General features: G+C 70.2%; 21 protein-coding genes. 13 read left to right on the forward strand and 8 right to left on the reverse strand.

Annotated elements, in window-relative coordinates; genetic code table 11:
• Positions 1-25: 25 nt before the first annotated feature.
• Positions 26-844, reverse strand: a complete 819-nt coding sequence (locus ACIBN2_RS12385) for a serine hydrolase domain-containing protein (RefSeq protein ID WP_399134259.1) — start codon at positions 842-844, stop codon at positions 26-28.
• Between the two features lie 134 nt (positions 845-978).
• Here ACIBN2_RS12385 and ACIBN2_RS12390 point away from each other — a divergent pair, with 134 nt between their 5' ends.
• The gene (locus ACIBN2_RS12390; RefSeq protein ID WP_384249277.1) at positions 979-1,449 is read left to right on the forward strand and encodes a MerR family transcriptional regulator; all 471 of its coding nucleotides are present in this window, start codon (positions 979-981) and stop codon (positions 1,447-1,449) included.
• The gene (locus ACIBN2_RS12395; protein WP_399134260.1) at positions 1,446-2,462 is read left to right on the forward strand and encodes an aldo/keto reductase; all 1,017 of its coding nucleotides are present in this window, start codon (positions 1,446-1,448) and stop codon (positions 2,460-2,462) included. The genes ACIBN2_RS12390 and ACIBN2_RS12395 overlap by 4 nt, the downstream gene beginning before the upstream one ends.
• Before the next feature lies 1 nt (position 2,463).
• Here ACIBN2_RS12395 and ACIBN2_RS12400 read toward each other — a convergent pair whose 3' ends face one another.
• The 3 genes from ACIBN2_RS12400 to ACIBN2_RS12410 all read right to left on the reverse strand — a co-directional run bounded on the left by ACIBN2_RS12400 (position 2,464) and on the right by ACIBN2_RS12410 (position 5,324).
• Positions 2,464-3,321: a DUF4429 domain-containing protein gene (locus tag ACIBN2_RS12400; RefSeq protein WP_399134262.1), complete on the reverse strand. Its 858-nt coding sequence runs from the start codon at positions 3,319-3,321 to the stop codon at positions 2,464-2,466.
• A gap of 57 nt (positions 3,322-3,378) precedes the next feature.
• Complete coding sequence (locus tag ACIBN2_RS12405; protein WP_399134263.1) at positions 3,379-4,596, reverse strand: alpha/beta hydrolase; 1,218 nt, start codon at positions 4,594-4,596, stop codon at positions 3,379-3,381.
• A gap of 101 nt (positions 4,597-4,697) precedes the next feature.
• The gene (locus ACIBN2_RS12410) at positions 4,698-5,324 is read right to left on the reverse strand and encodes a TetR/AcrR family transcriptional regulator (RefSeq protein ID WP_399134264.1); all 627 of its coding nucleotides are present in this window, start codon (positions 5,322-5,324) and stop codon (positions 4,698-4,700) included.
• Positions 5,325-5,390: 66 nt separating this feature from the next.
• On the opposite strand from ACIBN2_RS12410, the gene ACIBN2_RS12415 reads away from it, so the two are divergent.
• Together ACIBN2_RS12415 and ACIBN2_RS12420 are read left to right on the forward strand one after the other, a co-directional pair.
• Positions 5,391-7,010, forward strand: coding sequence for an MFS transporter (locus ACIBN2_RS12415; protein WP_399134265.1), 1,620 nt, complete (start codon positions 5,391-5,393; stop codon positions 7,008-7,010).
• A gap of 319 nt (positions 7,011-7,329) precedes the next feature.
• Positions 7,330-7,638, forward strand: a complete 309-nt coding sequence (locus ACIBN2_RS12420; protein WP_384249494.1) for a small hydrophobic protein — start codon at positions 7,330-7,332, stop codon at positions 7,636-7,638.
• 51 nt (positions 7,639-7,689) lie between these two features.
• Here the strand turns inward: ACIBN2_RS12420 and ACIBN2_RS12425 are convergent, their stop codons facing one another.
• Together ACIBN2_RS12425 and aceE are read right to left on the reverse strand one after the other, a co-directional pair.
• Entirely contained in the window at positions 7,690-8,436 is a 747-nt protein-coding gene (locus ACIBN2_RS12425) for a potassium channel family protein (protein ID WP_399134266.1), read from the reverse strand.
• A 156-nt stretch (positions 8,437-8,592) separates the two neighbouring features.
• Entirely contained in the window at positions 8,593-11,340 is a 2,748-nt protein-coding gene (aceE, locus tag ACIBN2_RS12430; protein WP_399134267.1) for a pyruvate dehydrogenase (acetyl-transferring), homodimeric type, read from the reverse strand.
• A gap of 352 nt (positions 11,341-11,692) precedes the next feature.
• On the opposite strand from aceE, the gene ACIBN2_RS12435 reads away from it, so the two are divergent.
• From ACIBN2_RS12435 to ACIBN2_RS12460, 6 genes are all read left to right on the forward strand, one after another.
• A complete protein-coding gene (locus tag ACIBN2_RS12435; protein ID WP_399134268.1) occupies positions 11,693-12,124 on the forward strand; it encodes a DUF3052 domain-containing protein in 432 nt (143 codons plus the stop codon).
• Between the two features lie 108 nt (positions 12,125-12,232).
• A complete protein-coding gene (locus tag ACIBN2_RS12440; RefSeq protein WP_399134269.1) occupies positions 12,233-12,691 on the forward strand; it encodes a peroxiredoxin in 459 nt (152 codons plus the stop codon).
• Between the two features lie 132 nt (positions 12,692-12,823).
• Complete coding sequence (locus tag ACIBN2_RS12445) at positions 12,824-13,399, forward strand: calcium homeostasis/redox stress adaptation protein (RefSeq protein ID WP_399134270.1); 576 nt, start codon at positions 12,824-12,826, stop codon at positions 13,397-13,399.
• 126 nt (positions 13,400-13,525) lie between these two features.
• Positions 13,526-14,101 (forward strand): TerD family protein, encoded by a 576-nt coding sequence (locus ACIBN2_RS12450; protein WP_399134271.1) that lies wholly within the window; start codon positions 13,526-13,528, stop codon positions 14,099-14,101.
• A 74-nt stretch (positions 14,102-14,175) separates the two neighbouring features.
• Positions 14,176-15,321 carry a DUF475 domain-containing protein gene (locus ACIBN2_RS12455; protein WP_399134272.1) on the forward strand — a complete coding sequence of 382 codons (1,146 nt, stop codon included), beginning with the start codon at positions 14,176-14,178 and terminating at the stop codon, positions 15,319-15,321.
• Positions 15,322-15,470: 149 nt separating this feature from the next.
• Positions 15,471-16,208, forward strand: a complete 738-nt coding sequence (locus ACIBN2_RS12460) for a Tellurium resistance (protein ID WP_399134273.1) — start codon at positions 15,471-15,473, stop codon at positions 16,206-16,208.
• Positions 16,209-16,317: 109 nt separating this feature from the next.
• On the opposite strand, the gene ACIBN2_RS12465 is transcribed toward ACIBN2_RS12460, so the two are convergent.
• Positions 16,318-17,139 carry a TerD family protein gene (locus ACIBN2_RS12465; protein WP_399134274.1) on the reverse strand — a complete coding sequence of 274 codons (822 nt, stop codon included), beginning with the start codon at positions 17,137-17,139 and terminating at the stop codon, positions 16,318-16,320.
• Positions 17,140-17,346: 207 nt separating this feature from the next.
• Between ACIBN2_RS12465 and ACIBN2_RS12470 the strand changes: the two genes are divergently transcribed.
• The 3 genes from ACIBN2_RS12470 to ACIBN2_RS12480 are packed head-to-tail and all read left to right on the forward strand — an operon-like array spanning position 17,347 to position 21,907.
• Positions 17,347-18,513, forward strand: a complete 1,167-nt coding sequence (locus ACIBN2_RS12470) for an HpcH/HpaI aldolase/citrate lyase family protein (protein WP_399134275.1) — start codon at positions 17,347-17,349, stop codon at positions 18,511-18,513.
• 20 nt (positions 18,514-18,533) lie between these two features.
• Positions 18,534-21,092 carry a phosphoribosyltransferase gene (locus ACIBN2_RS12475; RefSeq protein WP_399134276.1) on the forward strand — a complete coding sequence of 853 codons (2,559 nt, stop codon included), beginning with the start codon at positions 18,534-18,536 and terminating at the stop codon, positions 21,090-21,092.
• A complete protein-coding gene (locus tag ACIBN2_RS12480; protein WP_399134277.1) occupies positions 21,092-21,907 on the forward strand; it encodes an HAD family hydrolase in 816 nt (271 codons plus the stop codon). The genes ACIBN2_RS12475 and ACIBN2_RS12480 overlap by 1 nt, the downstream gene beginning before the upstream one ends.
• Positions 21,908-22,161: 254 nt before the next feature.
• On the opposite strand, the gene ACIBN2_RS12485 is transcribed toward ACIBN2_RS12480, so the two are convergent.
• Positions 22,162-22,383 (reverse strand): zinc ribbon domain-containing protein, encoded by a 222-nt coding sequence (locus ACIBN2_RS12485; RefSeq protein WP_399134278.1) that lies wholly within the window; start codon positions 22,381-22,383, stop codon positions 22,162-22,164.
• Positions 22,384-22,417: the final 34 nt, after the last annotated feature.

The following is a 22,417-nucleotide window of genomic DNA, read 5'->3' on the forward strand; positions in this document are numbered from 1 at the left end:
GAACGGCGGCCGCAACGGCCCGGGACTAGCGGGCCTCCGCCAGCACCGCGTCCGTGAACGCGGGCCACGCCTCCACGGCCCACGGCCCGAAGTCCCGATCCGTCAACGCGGCGCACGCGATCCGCGCGTCGGGGTCGATCCACAGGAACGTGCCCGACTGGCCGAAGTGGCCGAAGGTTCGGGCGGACGAGGAACTCCCCGTCCAGTGCGGTGACTTGGAGTCGCGGATCTCGAAGCCGAGGCCCCAGTCGTTCGGGTTCTGGTGGCCGTAGCCCGGCAGGACGCCCTTGGTGCCCGGGTACTGCACGGTCATCGCCTCGGCGACGGTGCGCGGGTCGAGCAGGCGCGGTGCCTGGACCTCGGCCGCGAACCGCAGCAGGTCCGCCACCGTGGAGACGCCGTCCTTCGCCGGGGAGCCCTCCAGCGACGTCCCCGTCATGCCGAGCGGCTCCAGCACCGCCTGGCGCAGATACTCCGGGAACGGGATGTCCGCCGCCTTGGCGATGTGGTCGCCGAGCTGCTCGAAGCCGGCGTTGGAGTACAGGCGGCGTTCGCCGGGCGGGGCCGTCACCCGGTGCTCGTCGAAGGCCAGGCCCGAGGTGTGGGCGAGCAGATGACGCACGGTGGAGCCGGGCGGGCCGGCCGGCTCGTCGAACTCGATCGCCCCCTCCTCGTACGCGACGAGGGCGGCGTACGCTGCGAGCGGCTTGGTGACCGAGGCCAGCGGGAAGCGCCGGTCGACGGGTCCGCGGGTGCCGAGGACCGTCCCGTCGGCACGCACCACACCCGCCGCGGCAGCGGGAACCGGCCAGTTTTCGATCAACGCGAGGCTCTGCAAGGACATGCCGACGAGCCTAAGCGGACCCGCGGCCCGGCAGCACCCAGGGGTGCGGCCGCCGCCCCCGCGGGGAGGGCGCCGCCGATTTCTTACCCGTTCCGCTTGCTTGGAGTGCGCTCCAAGGCCATAGCGTTGAGGGCATGACGGTGATGGAGACCACGCCCACCAGGACCGACGCCTGTGGCGCCCCACCCCACCCGCACAGGCGTCCCGAAGGACAGGACAGCTACACCATCAGCGAGGTCGTCGCCTTCACCGGGCTGACCGCGCACACCCTGCGCTGGTACGAGCGGATCGGGCTGATGCCGCACGTCGACCGCTCGCACACCGGTCAGCGGCGCTACAGCAACCGCGACCTCGACTGGCTGGACCTCGTCGGCAAGCTCCGGCTCACCGGCATGCCGGTCGCCGACATGGTGCGGTACGCGGAGCTGGTGCGCGAGGGCGACCACACGTTCGGCCAGCGGTTCGAGCTGCTGGAGGCCACCCGCCGGGACGTGCTGACCCGGATCGCCGAGCTCCAGGACACCCTCGCGGTGCTCGACCGGAAGATCAGTTTCTATGCGGACGCCGACCGCGCCCGCGCCTACGAGGCAGAGAAGGTTCGATGACGGACAGCACGATCCCGACCGCACGGCTCGGCGCGACCGGCCCCGAGGTCGGCGTACAGGGCCTCGGCTGCATGGGCATGAGCTTCGCCTACGGCCCCGTCGACGCGAAGGCGTCGCGGGCCACCCTGGAGCGGGCCCTGGAGCTGGGCGTCACGCTGTACGACACCGCGGACGCCTACGGGATGGGCGAGAACGAGAAGTTCCTGTCGCCGTTCTTCAACGCCAACCGCGACCGGCTGGTCATCGCGACCAAGTTCGCCCTGTCGATCCCGGCGGACGACCCCACCCGCCGCGTCATCCGCAACGACGCGCCCTACATCCGCCAGGCCGTCGAGGCCAGCCTCAAGCGCCTGGACGTCGACGTGATCGACGTCTACTACATGCACCGGCGCGACGTGAACGTGCCGATCGAGGAGACCGTCGCCACCATGGCCGAGCTGGTGCGCGAGGGCAAGGTCAAGCACCTGGGCCTGAGCGAGGTCACGGCGGAGGAGCTGCGGGCGGCCCAGGCCGTGCACCCCATCGCCGCGGTGCAGTCGGAGTGGTCGCTGTTCAGCCGGGACATCGAGGCGCACGTGGTGCCGGCCGCGCGTGAGCTGGGGGTGGCCCTGGTGCCGTACTCCCCGCTCGGCCGCGGCTTCCTCACCGGCTCCTTCACCAACGCCGACAAGGAGCTCTCCTCCGACGACTTCCGCCGTCAGCAGCCCCGCTTCACCGGCGACAACGCCGCCGCGAACGCAGCCCTGCTGGAGCCGGTCCGTGCGGTGGCCGAGGCGCACGACGCCTCGCCGGGCCAGATCGCCCTGGCCTGGGTCCAGCAGCAGGCGGCCGTCCACGGCCTGTCGGTGATCCCGATCCCGGGCACCCGCAAGCCCACCCGGGTCGAGGAGAACGCGGCGGCCACCCACATCGTCCTGACGGAGGCCGAACTGGCCCTCCTGGAGCCGATCGCGGCCAAGGTGGCGGGCGAGCGGTACGCGGACATGACGTTCACGTCCGCGGGCCGGGAGTGACCTAGAGCTCGGCCAGCAGCTCGGCCTTCTTCACCGAGAACTCCTCGTCCGTCACCAGCCCCGCCTGGTGCAGTTCCCCCAGGTGCCGGATGCGCTCGGCGATGTCGGCGGGGTCCCGCCGCACCGGCCCGGCGGGCACCGCCGCGGCACCGTTCTGCCGTACCGCCGCCAGTACGGCGGCGGCGAACGGAAGCGACTCGTGCACGGGGCCGTACCCGAGTCCGAACACCACGGCCGCCGGATCCTGGTCGGGCTGCGCGGGCACCGCCGTCCCGTCGCGGCGGATCAGCCGCAGATGTCCCTCGAAGACCTCGGGGGAGCGCCACTCGACCCCGCTCAGCTCGGCGACCGGGAAGCTCTGGTCGCCCGCCTTCCACTTCGCCGACGACGCGCCCGTCCAGAACCAGCGGAAGTTCACCGTCCCGCCGTCGAAGGACGCCTTCGCGTCGTACGCCTTGAACTGCCGGGGCGCCTCGGGAGCGTCCACCAGATGGCGCTCGGCGGGCTCGCCGTCGTCCTTCAGCCGGGTCCGCAGCTCGTCGGCGTAGTACTCGGCGAGCGTCTCGCGTTCGGCGGGCAGCACCAGCCGGTACGGATCGCACCCCTCCTTCAGCTGCCCCGCGGCGGCCTCCAGGAGGGGATCGGCGCCGGCCCGCAGTTCGGCGCGCAGCACGACCGTGCCGCGCCTGCCGGGGGCCAGTGTCACCCCGGAGATCGCCTCGATCGGAACACGACGCTCACCCAGCGCCTGGAAGAGCTTAGGTGTTCGAATCCCCCGTTCGTAACGGATGAGCACGGAGTCGGACTCGAACTCCCAGGCGGCATGAAATCCGGCCAGTACGTCACCCATGCGGCTCATCGTATGCGGGTCCTGCTCTTTCGTCGCCACCCTGCGCAGACCGCAGTTTCTGCGCCTCTACGCGCGTCCCACGGCGGCGGCGCCGGACAAACCCGTCCGGCACGCGCCGTCGTCCCGTGCACAGTGCACCGAGCGGTATGCGCCAACCCCGATCTCGGCGAAGTTCTCCAGGCTCTGTGTGCCCGGTTCGAAGTAACCGGCGTGTCCCTTCGCGCCCCGCGCCGACAGCACCCGCGCCCCGAACCCGGCCGACACCGGGTCGGCTCCGTGGCCCAGCCCGCCGACCTCCATGTACGGCACGTCCTGGATCCAGTCCGTGGCGTCCCGCATCGCCCACACCTGGGCGGAGGTGCGCAGGTGCACGGCGCTCTGCACGCGCATGCCGGGGCTGGCGGCCACCGCGATGTCGGCCACCCGGCGTGGCAGCTCGTGCGCGGCGACGCCGCACACCACGGAGCCGTAGCTGTGGCAGAACAGCGACACCGGCGCCTTGCCGGGCAGGCTGCGCACGAGGTCGTTCAGCCGCACCGCACCGTCCTCGGCGCGCATCGCCGTCGCCGACTCGATGCCGAGCCCGGCGGGCGCGGTGTAGTCGGCCCAGGCGATCACGGCCGTGGGCGTGGCCGGGCTCGCCTCCTGCTCGGCGCCGTAGAGCGACTTGGCCATGCCGACCGGCGCCGTGTACTGGCGGTTGGTCTTCTGGAAGGTGAGCAGGTCGGTGTCGACGCCGGGGACCACGACCGACACGCGCTCGGCCTTGGCGAGGTCCCCGAACACCTCGGCGACCCGCCCCGCCCCGGCGGGGTCGAAGGCGAGGATGTGCCGGTCGCCGCTCATCAGCGCCTCGTAGCGGTGCATACGGCGGCCGGCGTCCTGCTGCCCGGTGGGCGAGAGGCGGCTGTCGTGCATCCGCTTGAGCTCGACCTTGCGCTGCTCGGCGAGCGCGTGGTGGTTGGCGCGGTAGCGCAGCTCCACGGGGGCGCCGTTCATGTTGCCGACCGCCAGGGAGTAGCGGTGCGCGAGGTGCGTGCGCTCCTGGGCGGTGAGCGAGGCGAAGAAGCGGGCCAGGCGGGCGGGGGCCGCGTCGGGGTCCGGCAGGTGGTGCCCGTGGATGCGGCCGTGCTGCCAGGAGGAGATCGATGCCTGGAGCGGGGTGTCCGGGCGATGGCTGCGCAGGGCCGTCCAGCCGGTGGTGGCCAGCATGACGAACACGACCGCCAGGGCGAGCACTGCTCGCCCGACGCTCAGTTGCGGGGGAGTTTCGAAGGAAGTCACTGGGAGGACACACTAGGAGAACGGGAGGGTCTCGCGTTGGCCGAGTGACAGGGATCACGTTTCGATAACGCGGTGATGGCCTCGGCGTGTCCGTATGTGTATCAGGTTGTCCGCCAGTTCTGTGTAAGTGCTGGTCCCACCTGTTCGAGGTACGCGATCGTCAACGCGCGCATGGCGTCGAGGCCGAGCTCCCCGCCCGCGCTCCAGCGCCGCTCCGTCACCCGCATGACCCCGCCGAACACCGCCACGGCCAGCCGCGGCCGGGGGTCGGCGTCCACGTCGACGCCCTCGCGCCCGGCGAGCACGCGCGCGAGTGTGTCCTCGGTCTCCTCGTTGCGCCGCAGGTGGGCGGCGAGCAGGACCGGTGTCGACTCGATCACGCGGTACATCCGCAGATACAGCTCGACCGGTACGACGGATTCGATGACCTCGCCGAGCGTGTCCCAGCCCTCCAGCACCGCCTGGCGCAGTGCCTGCATCGGCGCCTCGTCGGCCGGCCGCTCGCGCACGGCCTCGACGAACCGCGCCACGGCCAGCTCCTGGAGGGCGAGGGCGGCCTCCTCCTTGCCGGCGAAGTAGCGGAAGAAGGTGCGCTGCGAGACGTCGACGGCCTCGGCGATCTCGTCGACGGTCGTCCGCTCGTAACCGCGCGTGGTGAACAGTTCGACGGCGGCCCGCAGCAGCGCGTCCCGGGTGCGCTGCTTCTTGCGTTCGCGGAGTGTTTCCATACACGTCAGTTACTGACTTGTGATTTGGTTTGTCAATTGTCAGCGGCTGTCATTAGCCTCGCGCGCATGACTAGTCAGACCGCCATCGAATCGACGGGGTCGGGGGACAAGGCACCGGCAGCCCCGTCGGACGCGCCGCCGGCCTCCGGGCTGCGCGGCCACCCGTGGTTCACGCTCATAACCGTCGCCGTCGGGGTCATGATGGTCGCCCTCGACGGCACCATCGTGGCCATCGCCAACCCGGCCATCCAGAAGGACCTCGAGGCGAGCTTCGCCGACGTCCAGTGGATCACCAACGGGTACTTCCTCGCCCTCGCGGTCTCCCTGATCACCGCGGGCAAGCTCGGCGACCGCTTCGGGCACCGCCAGACCTTCCTGATCGGCGTGACCGGCTTCGCCGCCGCCTCGGGCGCCATCGGGCTGTCCAGCAGCATCGCCGCGGTCGTCACCTTCCGCGTCCTGCAGGGCCTGTTCGGCGCGCTGCTGATGCCGGCCGCGCTCGGTCTGCTGCGCGCGACCTTCCCGGCCGAGAAGCTGAACATGGCCATCGGCATCTGGGGCATGGTCATCGGCGCCTCCACCGCGGGCGGCCCGATCCTCGGCGGCGTCCTGGTCGAGCACGTCAACTGGCAGTCGGTGTTCTTCATCAACGTCCCGGTCGGCGCCCTCGCCCTGGTCCTGGGCCTGCTGATCCTGCGCGACCACCGCGCCGAGAAGGCCCCGCGCTCCTTCGACGTGCTGGGCATCGCCCTGCTCTCCGGCGCGATGTTCTGCCTGGTCTGGGCCCTGATCAAGGCTCCGGCGTGGGGCTGGGGCGACGGCAGGACGTGGGCGTTCATCGGTGCCTCGGCGGTCGGGTTCGTCCTCTTCTCCTTCTGGGAGACGAAGGTCCGGGAGCCGCTGATCCCGCTCGGCCTGTTCCGCTCGGTCCCGCTGTCGGCGGGTGTGGCGCTGATGGTCCTGATGGCCATCGCGTTCATGGGCGGCCTGTTCTTCGTGACGTTCTACCTGCAGAACGTGCACGGGATGAGCCCGATCGACGCCGGTCTGCACCTGCTGCCGCTCACCGGCATGATGATCGTCGCCTCGCCGCTCGCGGGCGTCGCGATCACCAAGCTCGGCCCGCGCGTCCCGCTGGCCGGCGGCATGATCGCGACCGCGGTCGCCATGTACGGCATGTCGACGCTGAAGGCCGACACCGGCAGCGCCGTGATGTCCGTCTGGTTCGCCCTGCTCGGCCTCGGCCTCGCGCCGGTCATGGTCGGCGCCACCGAGGTCATCGTCGGCAACGCCCCCATGGAGCTCTCCGGCGTCGCCGGCGGTCTCCAGCAGGCGGCGATGCAGATCGGCGGCAGCCTCGGTACGGCGGTGCTGGGCGCCGTCATGGCCTCCAAGGTCGACAGCGATCTTGCGGGCAACTGGAAGGACGCCGGGCTCCCGCAGCTCAACCCGGCCCAGTTGGGTCAAGCGTCGGAGGCGGTCCAGGTCGGCGTCGCCCCGGTCGCCAAGGGCACCCCGGACGCGATCGCCGCGAAGATCGCGGGCGTCGCGCACGACACGTTCATCTCCGGCATGAGCCTCGCGTCGCTGGTCGCCTGCGGCGTCGCGACCGTGGCGGTCTTCGTCGCCCTGCTCACCAAGCGGGGCGAGAACGCGGAGGCGGGTGCGGGCGCCGCCCACATCTGATCCGGTGAAGGACGCGGTCAAGGCGGGGGCGCGGTCACGGCGCGGTGCGATTGCACATAACTCGGCGGATTTCAAACCGACTTCGCCTATCAGGGTGAAGAGGCTAAAGATCCGTCGCTCCCGGTGCGCGCCGCAGGTCACAGTGGTCAAGCCCCGCCGTACGGCATGTTCCGCAGGCAAGTTCGTACGGTTCCGGGGGCGACCGGTGCTGCGGCGCGCTGCCGGAGGGGGACAGCGCGCCGACGGCCCGGGGATTAGGGAGCGGATCGGGGGTACCCGCTGTTTGAACCCCGAACAGACCCCGGGGTTCAGGGAGTTGATGATGGCGGGCTTCGGACAAGGAACGCGCAGGCACCCCCGCTCGCGTGGCCGGACGTGGTCACGGTCCGGGCCGGATCGCGCAACGCTCGGAATCATCGGAGTCATCTGCGCAGTCGCGGGATTCTTCGTGCTGGGGATCATCCTCGGCCCCGTGGCGATGGTCTGCGGCTGGCTCGCAATGGGCCGCCAATGGGCACGCTCCGGTCCCATTCCGGCACTGGTCGCCCTGGTACTGGGCGCCATCGACACGCTCCTCGCGATCATCTGGCTCGCGGGAGCGGCCACCCCGGGCAACGGCTTGCTGTGACCCGGGGAGTGTGAGGGAAGGGCCCCCGGTGGGACGACCGGGGGCCCGCCTTCATCCCTCGACCCTTTCGGCGGGCGTCCCCCTCAGTTCCGCCACCTCGGCCCGCAGCGCCCGTACCTCCTCGGTCAGCGCCTCGATGGCCTCCGTCTGCCGCCGCTCCTCCACGTCGTCCTTCTCGAACCGGGCGAGGAACCACGCGGCGATGTTCGCGGTCACCACACCGAGCAGCGCGATCCCGGAGAGCATCAGCCCGACGGCGATCATCCGGCCCAGTCCGGTCGTCGGCGCGTGGTCCCCGTATCCCACGGTCGTCATGGTCGTGAACGACCACCACAGCGCGTCACCCAGCGTCCGGATGTTCCCGTCGGGCGCGTCGCGCTCCGCCGAGAGCACGGCCAGCGAGCCGAACATCAGCAGCCCGACGACCGCCCCGGCGACGTAGGTCGTCAGCCTGATCTGCTCGGCCATCCGGGCCCGCCGCCCCAGCAGCATCAGCGTCGCGACCATGCGCAGCAGCCGCAGCGGCTGGAGGATCGGCACCACCACGGCGCACAGGTCCAGCCAGTGCCTGCGCACGAACTCCTTGCGCTCGCCGGCGAGCGCGAGACGGGCCACGTAGTCCGCGGCGAACGCGCCCCACACCAACCACTCCACCACCGTGCAGGCCGCGGTCAGCGAACGGCCCGCCGAACCGTCCACGATCGGCACGGCGTAGGCGACGGCGAACACCACGGCGAGCGCCAGCAGAGGCCGCTGGGTGTGGTGTTCCCAGCGTGCTTGCGCCGTTTGTTGCTCCATGCCCGCATCGTAAGGAAAACGTGAAGGGCGACGGACCCGCAGGCCCGTCGCCCTTCACGACAGCGTGCCTCAAAGGGGCGCGGGGAACCGCGCGCTCAGCCCCCACCGGCCCGCAGCGGCGCTCGGCCCGTCGTCAGCCGAAGCCGAGCGCAGCGGTTACGCGTCGCCGCCGGCGGCCCCCGGGTCCGCCGCCGACACGTCGAGCAGCTGGTACCGGTCGATCGCCTGCTTGAGCACCGAGCGGTCGACCTTGCCCTCCCGCGCCAGCTCGGTCAGCACCGCCACCACGATCGACTGCGCGTCGATGTGGAAGAAGCGCCGCGCCGCACCGCGGGTGTCCGCGAAGCCGAACCCGTCGGCGCCCAGCGACTGGTACGTCCCCGGCACCCAGCGCGCGATCTGGTCCGGAACCGACCGCATCCAGTCGGAAACGGCCACGAACGGGCCCTCGGCCCCGCTCAGCTTCCGCGTCACGTACGGCACCCGCTGCTCCTCCTCGGGGTGCAGCAGGTTGTGCCGCTCGACCTCGACGGCCTCGCGCCGCAGCTCGTTCCAGGAGGTCGCCGACCAGACGTCGGCCTTGACGTCCCAGTCCTCGGCGAGGATCCGCTGCGCCTCGATCGCCCACGGCACGGCCACGCCCGAGGCGATGACCTGCGCCGGGATCGACCCCGACGGGCCCTCGCCCAGGCGGTGGACACCCTTGACGATGCCCTCGACGTCGACGTCCGCCGGCTCGGCCGGGTGCTGGATGGGCTCGTTGTAGAGGGTGAGGTAGTAGAAGACGTCCTCGCCGTGCGGGTGTTCCTCGGAGCCGCCGTACATCCGGCGCAGACCGTCCTGCACGATGTACGCGATCTCGTACGAGTACGCCGGGTCGTAGGCGACGCAGGCCGGGTTGGTCGAGGCCAGCAGCTGCGAGTGGCCGTCCGCGTGCTGGAGACCCTCACCGGTCAGCGTCGTACGGCCGGCGGTCGCACCCAGCACGAAACCGCGCGCCAGCTGGTCGGCCATCTGCCAGAACTGGTCGCCGGTGCGCTGGAACCCGAACATCGAGTAGAAGACGTAGACCGGGATCAGCGGCTCGCCGTGCGTGGCGTACGCCGAGCCCGCCGCGATCAGCGACGCCGTGCAGCCCGCCTCGGAGATGCCGTCGTGCAGCATCTGCCCGGTCGGCGACTCCTTGTAGGCGAGCAGCAGATCGCGGTCCACCGACTCGTACTGCTGGCCGAGCGGGTTGTAGATCTTCGCACTCGGGAAGAACGAGTCCATGCCGAAGGTGCGGTACTCGTCCGGCGCGATCAGCACGAACCGCTTGCCGAACTCCTTGTCCCGCATGAGGTCCTTGAGCAGTCGTACGAAGGCCATCGTGGTGGCGATCGACTGCTGGCCGGAGCCCTTCTTCACGGTCGCGTACGCCTTGTCGTCCGGCAGCGCGAGCGGCTTGGAGCGCACCAGGCGGGTGGGGACGTAGCCGCCGCAGCCCTTGCGGCGGTCGTGCATGTACTGGATCTCCTCGGAGCTGCGCCCCGGGTGGTAGTACGGCGGCGCCCCGCTCTCCAGCTCCTTGTCGGAGATCGGCAGGTGCAGCCGGTCGCGGAAGCCCTTGAGGTCGTCGACCGTCAGCTTCTTCATCTGGTGTGTGGCGTTGCGGCCCTCGAAGTTCGGGCCCAGCGTCCAGCCCTTGATCGTCTTGGCCAGGATCACCGTCGGCTGGCCCTTGTGCTCCTTGGCCGCCGAGAACGCCGCGAAGATCTTCTTGTGGTCGTGGCCGCCGCGCCCCAGGTGCAGGATCTGGTCGTCGGTCATGTTCTCGACCATCGCGCGCAGCCGCTGGTCGTCGCCGAAGAAGTGGTCGCGGATGTACGCGCCGGACTCGGTGGCGTACGTCTGGAACTGGCCGTCCGGCGTCGTGTTCATCCGGTTCACGAGCAGGCCGTCGCGGTCCTGGGCGAGCAGCGGGTCCCAGGAGCGGTCCCAGATGAGCTTGATGACGTTCCAGCCGGCGCCGCGGAAGACCGACTCCAGCTCCTGGATGATCTTGCCGTTGCCGCGCACCGGGCCGTCCAGGCGCTGCAGGTTGCAGTTGACGACGAAGGTCAGGTTGTCCAGGCCCTCACGGGCGGCGATGGACAGCTGGCCGAGCGACTCCGGCTCGTCCATCTCGCCGTCGCCGAGGAAGGCCCACACGTGCGACTTCGAGGTGTCGGCGATCCCGCGCGCGTGCATGTAGCGGTTCATCCGCGCCTGGTAGATCGCGCCGATCGGGCCGAGGCCCATGGAGACCGTCGGGAACTCCCAGAAGTCCGGCATCGAGCGCGGGTGCGGGTAACTGGACAGGCCGTCGGGGTACTTCGACTTCTCCTGGCGGAAGCCGTCCAGCTGCGCCTCGCTGAGCCGGTCGAGCAGGTAGGCGCGGGCGTAGATGCCGGGGGATGCGTGCCCCTGGAAGAAGACCTGGTCGCCGCCGTCGCCCTCGTCCTTGCCGCGGAAGAAGTGGTTGAAGCCCACGTCGTACAGCGACGCGGAGGAGGCGAAGGTCGCGATGTGGCCGCCGACGCCGATGCCGGGGCGCTGGGCGCGCGAGACCATGACCGCCGCGTTCCAGCGGGTCGCGTTCAGGATCTTGCGCTCGATCTCCTCGTTGCCCGGGAAGAACGGCTCGTCCTTGGTCGCGATCGTGTTGACGTAGTCCGTGCTGCGCATCTCGGGCACGGCCACGCGCTTCTCGCGGGCCCGCTCGATGAGCCGCAGCATCAGATACCGGGCACGCTCACGGCCGCGCTGGTCGACGGCGGCATCGAGGGAGTCGAGCCACTCCTGGGTCTCCTCGGGGTCGAAGTCAGGTACCTGACTCGGAAGGCCGCCAATGATGATCGGGTTGCGATCGGATCCGGAAGCCACGCTGATCCTTACCTGTCAGAGGGCTGTTCGAGCTGTATTTCGGTATGTCTGCACCGTTCCCCATCGTGTACCTCGGGCGGGCAAACGTCATCTCTACTGCGAGGTAACCGAGGCCCGCCTCGGCGACTTCGGGTTCCCAAAGCCGCAAAGGGGGCACAAAGGTGTGGTGTGGCTCACGCGTGGCGGCGACGTCGTGCCTGGAGTTGCGGTGAGACGGCCAGGATCGTCACCGTTTCGGCGGTCTGAACGGCCGGGTACTTGCGCGATCCGCCCCGCCCGTGTGGACTACGGCCAATGCTTCGCGCACGCGCGTGGCTGAGATACTCACCAAGACATGATCAGGAGGCAACCCGTGAGCGCGACCGCGGACCACGCGGAGACGAGCCCTGCCGTAAGGCTGGGGTTCCAGCCCGAGCAGGTGGTCCAGGAGATCGGCTACGACGACGACGTAGACCAGGAACTCCGCGAGTCCATCGAGGAAGTCATCGGCAGCGACCTCGTGGACGAGGACTACGACGACGTCGCCGATGCCGTGGTGCTCTGGTTCCGCGACGACGACGGCGACCTGACGGATGCGCTGGTGGACGCCACCACGTACATCGAAGAAGGTGGCTCGATCCTGCTCCTCACGCCGAAGACAGGGCGTGATGGCTACGTCGAGCCGAGCGACATCTCCGAAGCCGCGACGACGGCGGGACTCTCCGCCTCCAAGAGCGTCAGCGTGGGCAAGGACTGGAGCGGCAGCCGGCTGGTGACGCCGAAGGCGGCCAAGTCCAAGAAGTGACCTCGCCGGACGGGCCGGGCGCATCGCCCGGCCCGTCCGCCGTACCCCGGTGATCGCTGCGTAGGGTGGAAGCCACCCGAACAGCTCCACCGAAAGGGACGTACTGCGATGGCGATCCAGGTCGGCGACAAGGCCCCCGACTTCGAGCTCAAGGACAACCACGGTGCCACCGTGAAGCTCTCCGACTTCCGTGGCGAGAAGAACGTGGTCCTCCTCTTCTACCCGTTCGCCTTCACCGGCGTGTGCACCGGCGAGCTGTGCGAGGTGCGCGACAACCTGCCGAAGTTCGCCGACCGCGACACCCAGGTGCTCGCCGTCTCCAACGACTCCATCCACACCCTGCGCGTCTTCGCGGAGCAGGAGGGCCTGGAGTACCCGCTGCTCAGCGACTTCTGGCCGCACGGCGAGGCCAGCCGCGCCTACGGCGTCTTCGCCGAGGACAAGGGCTGCGCGGTGCGCGGCACCTTCGTCATCGACAAGGACGGCGTGGTCCGCTGGACCGTCGTCAACGCGCTGCCCGACGCCCGCGACCTGAACGAGTACGTGAAGGCGCTCGACACCCTGTGATCCGTCGACACCCCGTGATTCTTCGGTGCCAAGCCCTGCGTGGTTCGGGAACCCCTCACTAGGATCGATTCGTTGATCCGATGTCAGACGCACGGCGGGGCACCCCGCCCCTGGACACCAATGGAGGGACTCGTGGGAGTCAGCCTCAGCAAGGGCGGCAACGTTTCGCTGACCAAGGAGGCCCCGGGCCTGACCGCGGTCATCGTCGGTCTGGGGTGGGACGTCCGCACCACGACCGGCACCGACTTCGACCTGGACGCCAGCGCCCTGCTGCTGAACGCCTCGGGCAAGGTCGGCAGCGACGCCAACTTCGTCTTCTTCAACAACCTCAAGAGCCCGGACGGCTCGGTCGAGCACACCGGTGACAACATCACCGGTGAGGGCGAGGGGGACGACGAGCAGATCAAGATCAACCTCGCGGCCGTCCCGGCCGACATCGAGAAGATCGTCTTCCCGGTCTCGATCTACGACGCCGAGAACCGCCAGCAGTCGTTCGGCCAGGTGCGCAACGCCTTCATCCGCGTCGTGAACCAGGCGGGCGAGGCGGAGATCGCGCGGTACGACCTCTCCGAGGACGCCTCGACGGAGACCGCGATGGTCTTCGGCGAGCTGTACCGGCACGGTGCGGAGTGGAAGTTCCGTGCCATCGGCCAGGGCTACGCCTCGGGCCTGCGCGGCATCGCGCAGGACTTCGGCGTGAACGTCTGAGCCCGGACGCGCACGTCGCAGGCTCGCACCAGCCGGCGCCGCACCCTTCCGGTGCGGCGCCGGGGGCGCCCCCTCTGGGGGAGTGCAGGACAACCAAAAAGCACCATCTCGGGGAGGACCAGCATCATGGGCGTCACGCTCGCCAAGGGGGGCAACGTCTCCCTGTCAAAGGCCGCACCCAACCTCACGCAGGTGATGATCGGGCTCGGCTGGGACGCACGCTCCACCACAGGCGCACCCTTCGACCTCGACGCCAGTGCGCTGCTGTGCAACGGCGGGCGGGTGCTGGGTGACGAGTACTTCGTCTTCTACAACCAGCTCAAGAGCCCCGAGGGCTCGGTGGAGCACACGGGCGACAACCTCACCGGTGAGGGCGAGGGCGACGACGAGTCGATCCTGGTCGAGCTCGGCCAGGTGCCCGCCCAGTGCGACAAGATCGTCTTCCCGGTCTCGATCCACATGGCCGACGAGCGCGGACAGACCTTCGGCCAGGTCAGCAACGCCTTCATCCGCGTCGTCAACCAGGCCGACAACCAGGAGCTCGCACGCTACGACCTCAGCGAGGACGCCTCCACCGAAACCGCGATGATCTTCGGTGAGCTCTATCGCTACCAGGGCGAATGGAAATTCCGTGCAGTAGGTCAGGGGTACGCGTCCGGTCTGCGAGGCATCGCTCTAGACTTCGGAGTCAATGTTTCGTAAAGCCGAGTACGGCGCGGGGGAGATCCACCCTCAAGCTGCGCTTGGGGGGACCCCCAGACAGGATTGGGTAGCCAGTGCTTCTGAAAACCTTCGGCTGGTCGTTCGCGATTACCGCGCTCGGCCTGGTCGCGGCCGTCTTCTACGGGGGGTGGGAGGCCTTCGGGATTGTGGCGATCCTCGCCGTCCTGGAGATCTCCCTGTCGTTCGACAACGCGGTGGTCAACGCCGGGATCCTGAAGAAGATGAATGCCTTCTGGCAGAAGATCTTCCTCACCGTCGGTGTCCTCATCGCCGTCTTCGGCATGCGGCTGGTCTTCCCGGTCGTCATCGTCGCCGTCACGGCCAAGATGGGCCCCATCGAGGCCGTCGACCTCGCCCTGAACAACAAGGACCGCTACCAGGAACTGGTCACCGACGCCCACCCGGCGATCGCGGCCTTCGGTGGCATGTTCCTGCTGATGATCTTCCTCGACTTCATCTTCGAGGACCGGGACATCCAGTGGCTGCGCTGGATCGAGCGGCCGCTGGCCAAGCTCGGCAAGGTCGACATGCTGTCGGTGTGCATCGCCCTGATCGTCCTGCTGATCACCTCCTTCACCTTCGCCACCCACGCCCACCAGCACGGCGGCGGCCACGCGGACAAGGCGCAGACGGTGCTGATCGCCGGCATCGCGGGTCTGATCACGTACATGGTGGTCGGCGGCCTGTCGGGCTTCTTCGAGGACCGGCTGGAGGAAGAGGAGGAACGGGAGCACGAGGCGGAGGAAGAGGCCGAACGCACCGGCAAGAAGAAGTCGCCGGTCGTACTGGTCGGCCAGGCGGCGTTCTTCATGTTCCTCTACCTGGAGGTCCTGGACGCCTCGTTCTCCTTCGACGGCGTGATCGGCGCGTTCGCCATCACCAACGACATCGTGCTGATGGCGCTGGGCCTGGGCATCGGCGCGATGTACGTCCGCTCGCTCACCGTCTACCTGGTCCGCCAGGGCACCCTTGACGACTACGTCTACCTGGAGCACGGCGCGCACTACGCGATCGGCGCGCTGGCCGTGATCCTCATGGTCACCATCCAGTACGAGATCAACGAGGTCATCACCGGCCTCGTCGGCGTCATCCTGATCGCCTGGTCCTTCTGGTCCTCCGTCCGCCGCAACCGCGCCCTCGCCGAAGCCGAGGGAAACGCGGGCTCGGACGAGAAGGCTGAGGTCTCGGCCCCTCTCTAGGGCCCGATCCAGCTCGCTCGGCCCGTCAGGTGTGTCGCACCCGCGGGTGAGGGAACGCTCTGAGCGGGGCGGCCGTCCTCCGGCCGCCCCGCCGGTCTTTTCGAGGGAAGGCCGGGTCCGCCGGGACCCGGGTGACGGTGGGGGCGGGAATGGGTTTCTTCGACGGGCTCTGGGGTGGGCGCGACGCCGACTTCGACTCGGGCAGCGCGGCCACGAACTCCATAGAACTGACGAAACGGCACCACCAGGTCTCGCTCACCAAGCAGGGCGCGGCCACGGGCCATCTGCGGGTCAACCTCAGCTGGCGGATGCGGACGTCCGACATAGGCGGCTCCCCGCGGGAGTCGCTGTTCCGCCACCCCTTCAAGGCGCTCAAGCCCGCCGAGATCATGGGGCACGGCCAGAGCATGGTCAACGTCGACCTCGACCTGGGCTGCCTGTACGAGCTCATGGACGGCACGAAGGGGGTCGTGCAGCCCCTCGGCGGCTACTTCGGGGACGTCAACGCGGCCCCGTACGTCAAGCTCAGCGGCGACGACCGGTTCGGTTCGGCGTCCGGCGAGACGATGTACGTCAACCTCGACCACCGGGAGCAGATCAAGCGCCTGCTGGTCTTCGTCTACATCTACGACCAGACGCCGGCCTTCGACCGCACGCACGCGATCGTCACGCTCTACCCGAGCAACGGCCCGCGCATCGAGATCCACCTCGACGAGCGCCACCCCCAGGCCCGCTCGTGCGCGGTCGTGATGATCGAGAACGTCAAGGGCGAGCTGGTCGTCCGCCGCGAGGTGAAGTTCGTCTACGGCTTCCAGGCCGAACTGGACCGGCTGTACGGGTGGGGGCTGCAGTGGGGCCGGGGCTACAAGTCGAAGGTGGACCGCTGACCCCTCGCGGGGCGTCGGCGGAACACGCCTGAGAGCTCGGTGCGTTCGGTCGTGTGGCGGCTGCGGGGCGCCCGTGGCCGGTCGCGCAGTTCCCCGCGCCCCTGGCCCGTCAGCGGCCGATGAACTGGGGGCCCTGGGGTGGCAGCCGGAAGTCCGGGTCCGGGGCCGACGTGACCGCGGGCGGGTAGCCGTAGCCGGCCTGGGTGCCTGCCACGGCCGCCGCGGGCTGCGGGTAGCCGTAGGCGGGCTGGGTGGTGAGCGGCGGCTGGGGATAGCCGTAGGCCGGCTGGGACGGGACCGCGGCCGGCTGCTCCGGGGGCAGCGGCTGGGCGAACTCGGGCACGGCCGTGGTGGCCGGCGGGGCCTGTGTGGCCTCGGGCACGACCTCCGACTCGTCCACCGAGATGCCGAACTCCGTGGCCAGGCCCTTCAGGCCGTTCGAGTAGCCCTCGCCCAGCGCGCGGAACTTCCACACCCCCTCCCGGCGGTAGAGCTCGCCACAGATCAGGGCGGTCTCCTGGCCGGTCTGGGGCTTGATGTCGAAGTGCAGCAGCGCTTCGTCCTCGGAGCCCGCCGCGTCGTACAGCAGGATGCGCAGCCCTTGTACTCGGTCGAAGGTGACGTCGTCGGCCGATGCGACCAGGAGAATCCGGCTGACATCGGACTCGACTCCGGCCAGATCTGTCTGGATCGTGTCGGTGAGGCCGTCGGCGACGCGTTTCTTGCCGAGCCACCTGGCCTTCCCGGAGGGGTGCCGGGGCTGGTTGTAGAAGACGAAGTCCTCGTCGGAGCGCACACGACCGCCGGGGCCGAGGAGCAGCGCGGAGGCGTCGACGTCGGGGACCCCCTGCCCGGGCGTCCAGCGCAGCACCGCGCGGACCGTGGTGGCATCGAGCGGGACGTTCGACCCCTTCAGCATCGCGTGCGTCATGCGGTCATCCTGCCTTCTCGGTCCTGGCCACGACAACGCGGGGTGCAAGCAGCGCAGTCGTTCCGACGGTGCCCCGCAGCGCCGCCGACATGGCCGAGTTACCAGAAATTCATGCCCTGCGGGAACCCCTGACATGGATCTCTACGTACTATTACCGGCCACCTGTTTACGAATCCACAGTTTTACCTTGCGCCACGGGGGAGTCCTATGCGTCATTTCGGGCACATCGCCCCTGAGGTGCGGCAGCGCCTCTTCCACCAGCAGCCGTGCGAGTTCGACGCGAACTCACCGGCCCGGCTGCTCGCCGCGGCCCTGGGTGCCACGCTCTACAGCCCGGCCACCCGCGCGCGCCTCGCCGACGACATCCTCAAGCAGGCGGCGCGGGGCGTGGTCTCCATGGTGCTGTGCCTGGAGGACTCGATCGACGACGCGGACGTGCCGGCGGGGGAGGAGAACCTCGTCCGCCAGTTCGCCGACCTGGACGCACGGGACGGCGCGGGCCTTCCGCTGCTGTTCGTCCGGGTCCGTGCGCCCGAGCAGATCCCCGACCTCGTCGAACGGCTCGGGCCGTCGGTCCGTCTGCTGTCCGGGTTCGTGCTCCCCAAGTTCACCGAGGAGCGCGGCATCCCCTTCCTGGAGGCCCTCGCGAGCGCCGAGGCCGCGAGCGGGCGGCGGCTGTTCGCGATGCCGGTGCTGGAGTCGCCCGAGCTGCTCTACCGCGAGTCGCGGGTGGAGAGCCTGGAGGGCATCGCCCGCGTCGTCGACAAGTACCGCGACCGCGTGCTCGCGCTGCGACTCGGCGTGACCGACTTCTGCTCCTCGTACGGCCTGCGCCGGGCTCCCGACATGACGGCGTACGACATCCATGTCGTCGCCTCCGTGATCTCCGACGTCGTGAACCTGCTGGGGCGCGTCGACGGCACCGGGTTCACGGTGACCGGGCCCGTGTGGGAGTACTTCCGGGTCCCGGAGCGCATGTTCAAGCCGATGCTGCGGACCAGCCCCTTCCTCGAGGGGCAGGCCGTCGAGCTGCGCGAGAGACTGATCGAGCACGCCATGGACGGGCTGCTGCGGGAGATCTCCCTGGACCAGGCCAACGGCCTGCTCGGCAAGACCTGCATCCACCCCTCCCACGTCCTGCCCGTGCACGCGCTGTCCGTGGTCAGCCACGAGGAGTTCGGGGACGCCTCGGACATCCTGCGGCCCGAGCGCGGCGGCGGGGGTGTGCTGAGGTCGGCGTACACGAACAAGATGAACGAGGTGAAGCCGCACCGCGCATGGGCCGAGCGGACCATGCTGCGGGCCGAGGTGTTCGGTGTCGCACGCGAGGACGTCAGTTTCGTGGACCTGCTCGCCGCCGGCGTGACCGGCTGAGCCTCACTACCTAGGGACGCATGATCAACGCAGTGAACAACGGGGTCTGGTCCGGCAGCTGGGTCGCAGAGCGGCTCGGCGTCGAACTCGTGGGCGACGACAGGCTGACCGACCTGCTCGGGCTGGCGCTCCGGCGCAACCCCAAGCGGGCGCATCTCCTGGTCTCCCACGTGCTCGGCAAGCACGTACCGCAGTCGCCGTCCGTCGTGTACGGGTACGGCTTCGCCCTCGGCCGCCGGGTACGGGACCTGCTCGGCGAGGAGGCCGGGGCGGCGGTCGTGCTCGGATACGCGGAGACGGCGACCGGCCTGGGCCACTCGGTGGCCGACGGTCTCGGGCTCGCGCCCTATCTGCACTCCACGCGGCGCCCGGTCGCGGGCGTGGCGGCCGCGGGCGGCTTCGAGGAGTCGCACTCGCATGCCACCTCCCACCTGCTGCTCCCCGAGGATCCGGCGCTGCTGGCGGGCGACGGGCCGCTGGTGCTGGTCGACGACGAGTTCTCCACGGGGAACACGGTGCTGAACACCGTCCGGGACCTGCATGAGCGGTACCCGCGGCGGCGGTACGTCGTGGTCGCCCTGGTGGACATGCGGTCGTCCGCCGACGCGGGGCGCCTCGCGGATTTCGCGGCGGAGATCGGTGCGCGAGTGGATCTCGTCGCCGCCGCCTCGGGGACGGTGCGGTTGCCCGAGGGGGTGCTGGAGAAGGGGCGGGAGCTGGTGGCACGGTACGAGTCTGTCGGTGCCGGGTCGGGTGGTTCGTCGACTGCGGGTGCGCCGTGGCCGGTCGCGCAGTTCCCCGCGCCCCTGAAAGACGCTGCCGTGGCGGCCGACGTCGACTGCGACCCCCCAGGGGCGCGGGGAACTGCGCGACCAGCCCCCACGCACCTGCACCCGGTCACGCGCGTGGAACTGAACTGGCCCCGCAACCTGCCGGACGGCGGTCGGCACGGCTTCACCCCCGCCCACCGCACCCGCCTCGAAACGGCCCTCCCCGCCATGGCCGCCCGGCTCGCGGAGGCGCTCCCCGCCGCTGCCCGCCGCGTGCTGACGCTGGGCTTCGAGGAGTTGATGTACGCGCCGCTGAGGCTCGCGCGGGAGCTGGAACAGATCGTCGACGCCGAGGTGCGGTACTCGACGACCACCCGGTCACCGGTCCTCGCGGTGGACGACCCCGGTTACGCGATACGCAGCCGCATCGTCTTCCCCGCGCACGACGACCCCGCCGACGGCCCCGGCGAGCGGTACGCCTACAACGTCGCCGGCGCCGGTTTCGACGCCGTGATCGCGGTGGTCGACTCCGCCGCCGACACCCCCGAACTGCACGCGCCGGGCGGCCTGTTGGCCCGGCTGGCGGAGCACACCCCGCACGTCGTCCTCGCCGTCGTGCCCGCGTACGTCCCCGAAAGGCCCGCCATGCTGCCCGAGCCCCTCCGCGGCCCCGCCTTCTCCTCGTACGCGCCCGAGGAGGTCGGCTGGCTGCTCCAGGACCTCTCGGACGTGACGCTGGAGGCGCCGACCGAGGAGCGGGAGGAGGCCATCCAGAGCGGGGGCGCGCACTACGCCGAGTCGCTGCCCGTCGAGTACCAGCCGAGCGAGCAGTACCAGGAGCTGTACCACGCGGCGCTGGAGACGGCCGCCGTCCGGCTGGCGCAGGCGGTGGGCGCGGTCACCGAGATCGTGCTCGCCGAGCGCCCCCACGCCGGCCGGCCCGTCCTCGTCTCGCTCGCCCGTGCCGGCACCCCCGTGGGCGTCCTGATGCGGCGCTGGGCGCAGTTCCGGCACGGCCTGGACCTGCCGCACTACGCCGTCTCCATCGTGCGCGGCCGCGGCATCGACGCCAACGCCCTGCGCTGGCTGGCCGCCCACCACGACCCGTCCGACGTCGTGTTCGTCGACGGCTGGACCGGTAAGGGCGCGATCGCCCGTGAACTCGCCGCCGCCGTCAAGGAGTTCGAGGCGTCCGAAGGTGTCACCGGGTTCGACCCGGAGATCGCGGTGCTGGCCGACCCGGGCTCCTGCGTGCGGACGTACGGCACCCGCGAGGACTTCCTGATCCCCTCCGCCTGCCTCAACTCGACCGTCTCGGGCCTGATATCACGCACCGTGCTGCGCGCGGACCTGGTCGGCCCGCACGACTTCCACGGCGCCAAGTTCTACCGCGAACTCGCGGGCGCCGACGTCTCGGTGGGCTTCCTGGACGCCGTCGCCGCCCGTTTCCCGGAGGTCGCGGACGCCGTCGACATCCAGGCCAAGGAGCTGCTGTCCGGCGACCGCACACCCACCTGGGAGGGCTGGGCGGCCGTGGAACGCATCAGCGAGGAGTACGGCATCCACGACGTGAACCTCGTCAAGCCGGGCGTCGGCGAGACCACGCGGGTGCTGCTGCGCCGGGTGCCCTGGAAGATCCTGGCGCGGGCCGGGGCGGGCGCCGACCTGGACCACGTACGGCTGCTGGCCGGTCAGCGGGGTGTCCCCGTCGAGGAGGTCGGCGAACTGCCGTACACCTGCGTGGGGTTGATCCACCCGCGCTACACCCGCGGCGCGACGGGTGCCGACGGCAAGGCGGTGAACGTCTGATGCCGGTGCTGGTGGCGAGCGACCTCGACCGTACGCTGATCTACTCCGCGGCGGCCCTCGCACTGACCATGCCGGACGCGCGGGCGCCCCGGCTGCTCTGCGTGGAGGTGCACGAGAGCAGGCCGCTGTCGTTCATGACGGAGACGGCGGCCGCCCTGCTGACCGACCTCGGTGACGCGGCCGTGTTCGTGCCGACGACGACCCGGACCCGCAAGCAGTACCAGCGCATCAACCTGCCGGGCCCGCAGCCGACGTACGCGATCTGCGCCAACGGCGGCCATCTGATGGTGGACGGCGTCTCCGACCTCGACTGGCACGCCCAGGTGACGGCACGCCTCGCCGAGCAGTGCGCGCCGCTGGACGAGGTGCGCGAGCATCTGCTGGCGACGGCGGACCCGGCGTGGGTGCGCAAGCACCGGGTCGCCGAGGACCTCTTCGCCTACCTCGTGGTCGAACGCGAACTGCTGCCCGAGGAGTGGCTGAAGGAGCTCGCGGTCTGGGCGGAGAACCGCGGCTGGACGGTCTCGCTCCAGGGCCGCAAGATCTACGCCGTCCCCAAGCCGCTCACCAAGAGCGCCGCGATGAGGGAGGTGGCCCGCCGCACGGGCGCCCACCTGACCCTGGCCGCGGGCGACTCCCTCCTGGACGCCGACCTCCTCCTCGCAGCCGACAGGGGCTGGCGCCCGGGCCACGGCGAACTCGCGGACGCGGACTGGACGGCCCCGGCCATCACGGCGCTACCGGAGCGAGGAGTGCTGGCAGGGGAACGAATCCTGCGCGAGTTCCTGAAGCTGACGGGGGCCGCAACTCCCTAGGGGCGCGGGGCCGTGTCTGATGTACGGCTACCGCCGCGTGGGCGCGTCCCACCACGACGCACCCGCACCCGGCCAAGCACCGGGGCCGACCTGGTGCTGTGACCGGAAAGGTTCACCGGCTCGCGACGCCCGGCACGGCACCTCGCCGCGTTGTCGCATCACCCGAGTACATCCAGTACGCGGGCGATGCTCCGCCTTGCGATGCACCGCACCGGACGCCGCGAGCCTTCCGGCAAACCTTTCCGGTCACAGCACTAGCCGCAGCACCCTCCACCGCAGCAACCGCCCCCGCCGCCCCCGCCCCTCGGCGCCGCGGCGGGGGCGGACGCGCTCCCGCCCACCGCCACCGTCGACAGCAGCTTCACCGTGTCCGCATGCCCGGCAGGGCACTCCGCGGGGGCGGACGACTCCGCCATGGGCCGGCTCATTTCGAACGTGTCGCCGCAGGTCCGGCAGCGGTACTCATAGCGAGGCATGTGGCCAGATTAACGTGTGCCTGTTCCGGGACCC

It is taken from the genome of Streptomyces sp. NPDC050534 (genome assembly GCF_044457745.1).
Lineage (GTDB): Bacteria > Actinomycetota > Actinomycetes > Streptomycetales > Streptomycetaceae > Streptomyces.

What these genes read in the sequence shown, in the direction of transcription:
- ACIBN2_RS12425 (WP_399134266.1), bottom strand. Translation starts at nt 8,436, where the DNA reads ATGGAGCAACAAACGGCGCAAGCACGCTGGGAACACCACACCCAGCGG.
- ACIBN2_RS12395 (WP_399134260.1), top strand. Translation starts at nt 1,446, where the DNA reads ATGACGGACAGCACGATCCCGACCGCACGGCTCGGCGCGACCGGCCCC.
- ACIBN2_RS12470 (WP_399134275.1), top strand. Translation starts at nt 17,347, where the DNA reads ATGCGTCATTTCGGGCACATCGCCCCTGAGGTGCGGCAGCGCCTCTTC.
- ACIBN2_RS12400 (WP_399134262.1), bottom strand. Translation starts at nt 3,321, where the DNA reads ATGAGCCGCATGGGTGACGTACTGGCCGGATTTCATGCCGCCTGGGAG.
- ACIBN2_RS12420 (WP_384249494.1), top strand. Translation starts at nt 7,330, where the DNA reads ATGATGGCGGGCTTCGGACAAGGAACGCGCAGGCACCCCCGCTCGCGT.
- ACIBN2_RS12450 (WP_399134271.1), top strand. Translation starts at nt 13,526, where the DNA reads ATGGGCGTCACGCTCGCCAAGGGGGGCAACGTCTCCCTGTCAAAGGCC.
- ACIBN2_RS12480 (WP_399134277.1), top strand. Translation starts at nt 21,092, where the DNA reads ATGCCGGTGCTGGTGGCGAGCGACCTCGACCGTACGCTGATCTACTCC.
- ACIBN2_RS12485 (WP_399134278.1), bottom strand. Translation starts at nt 22,383, where the DNA reads ATGCCTCGCTATGAGTACCGCTGCCGGACCTGCGGCGACACGTTCGAA.
- ACIBN2_RS12410 (WP_399134264.1), bottom strand. Translation starts at nt 5,324, where the DNA reads ATGGAAACACTCCGCGAACGCAAGAAGCAGCGCACCCGGGACGCGCTG.
- ACIBN2_RS12460 (WP_399134273.1), top strand. Translation starts at nt 15,471, where the DNA reads ATGGGTTTCTTCGACGGGCTCTGGGGTGGGCGCGACGCCGACTTCGAC.
- ACIBN2_RS12465 (WP_399134274.1), bottom strand. Translation starts at nt 17,139, where the DNA reads ATGACGCACGCGATGCTGAAGGGGTCGAACGTCCCGCTCGATGCCACC.
- ACIBN2_RS12440 (WP_399134269.1), top strand. Translation starts at nt 12,233, where the DNA reads ATGGCGATCCAGGTCGGCGACAAGGCCCCCGACTTCGAGCTCAAGGAC.
- ACIBN2_RS12385 (WP_399134259.1), bottom strand. Translation starts at nt 844, where the DNA reads ATGTCCTTGCAGAGCCTCGCGTTGATCGAAAACTGGCCGGTTCCCGCT.
- ACIBN2_RS12390 (WP_384249277.1), top strand. Translation starts at nt 979, where the DNA reads ATGACGGTGATGGAGACCACGCCCACCAGGACCGACGCCTGTGGCGCC.
- ACIBN2_RS12475 (WP_399134276.1), top strand. Translation starts at nt 18,534, where the DNA reads ATGATCAACGCAGTGAACAACGGGGTCTGGTCCGGCAGCTGGGTCGCA.
- ACIBN2_RS12415 (WP_399134265.1), top strand. Translation starts at nt 5,391, where the DNA reads ATGACTAGTCAGACCGCCATCGAATCGACGGGGTCGGGGGACAAGGCA.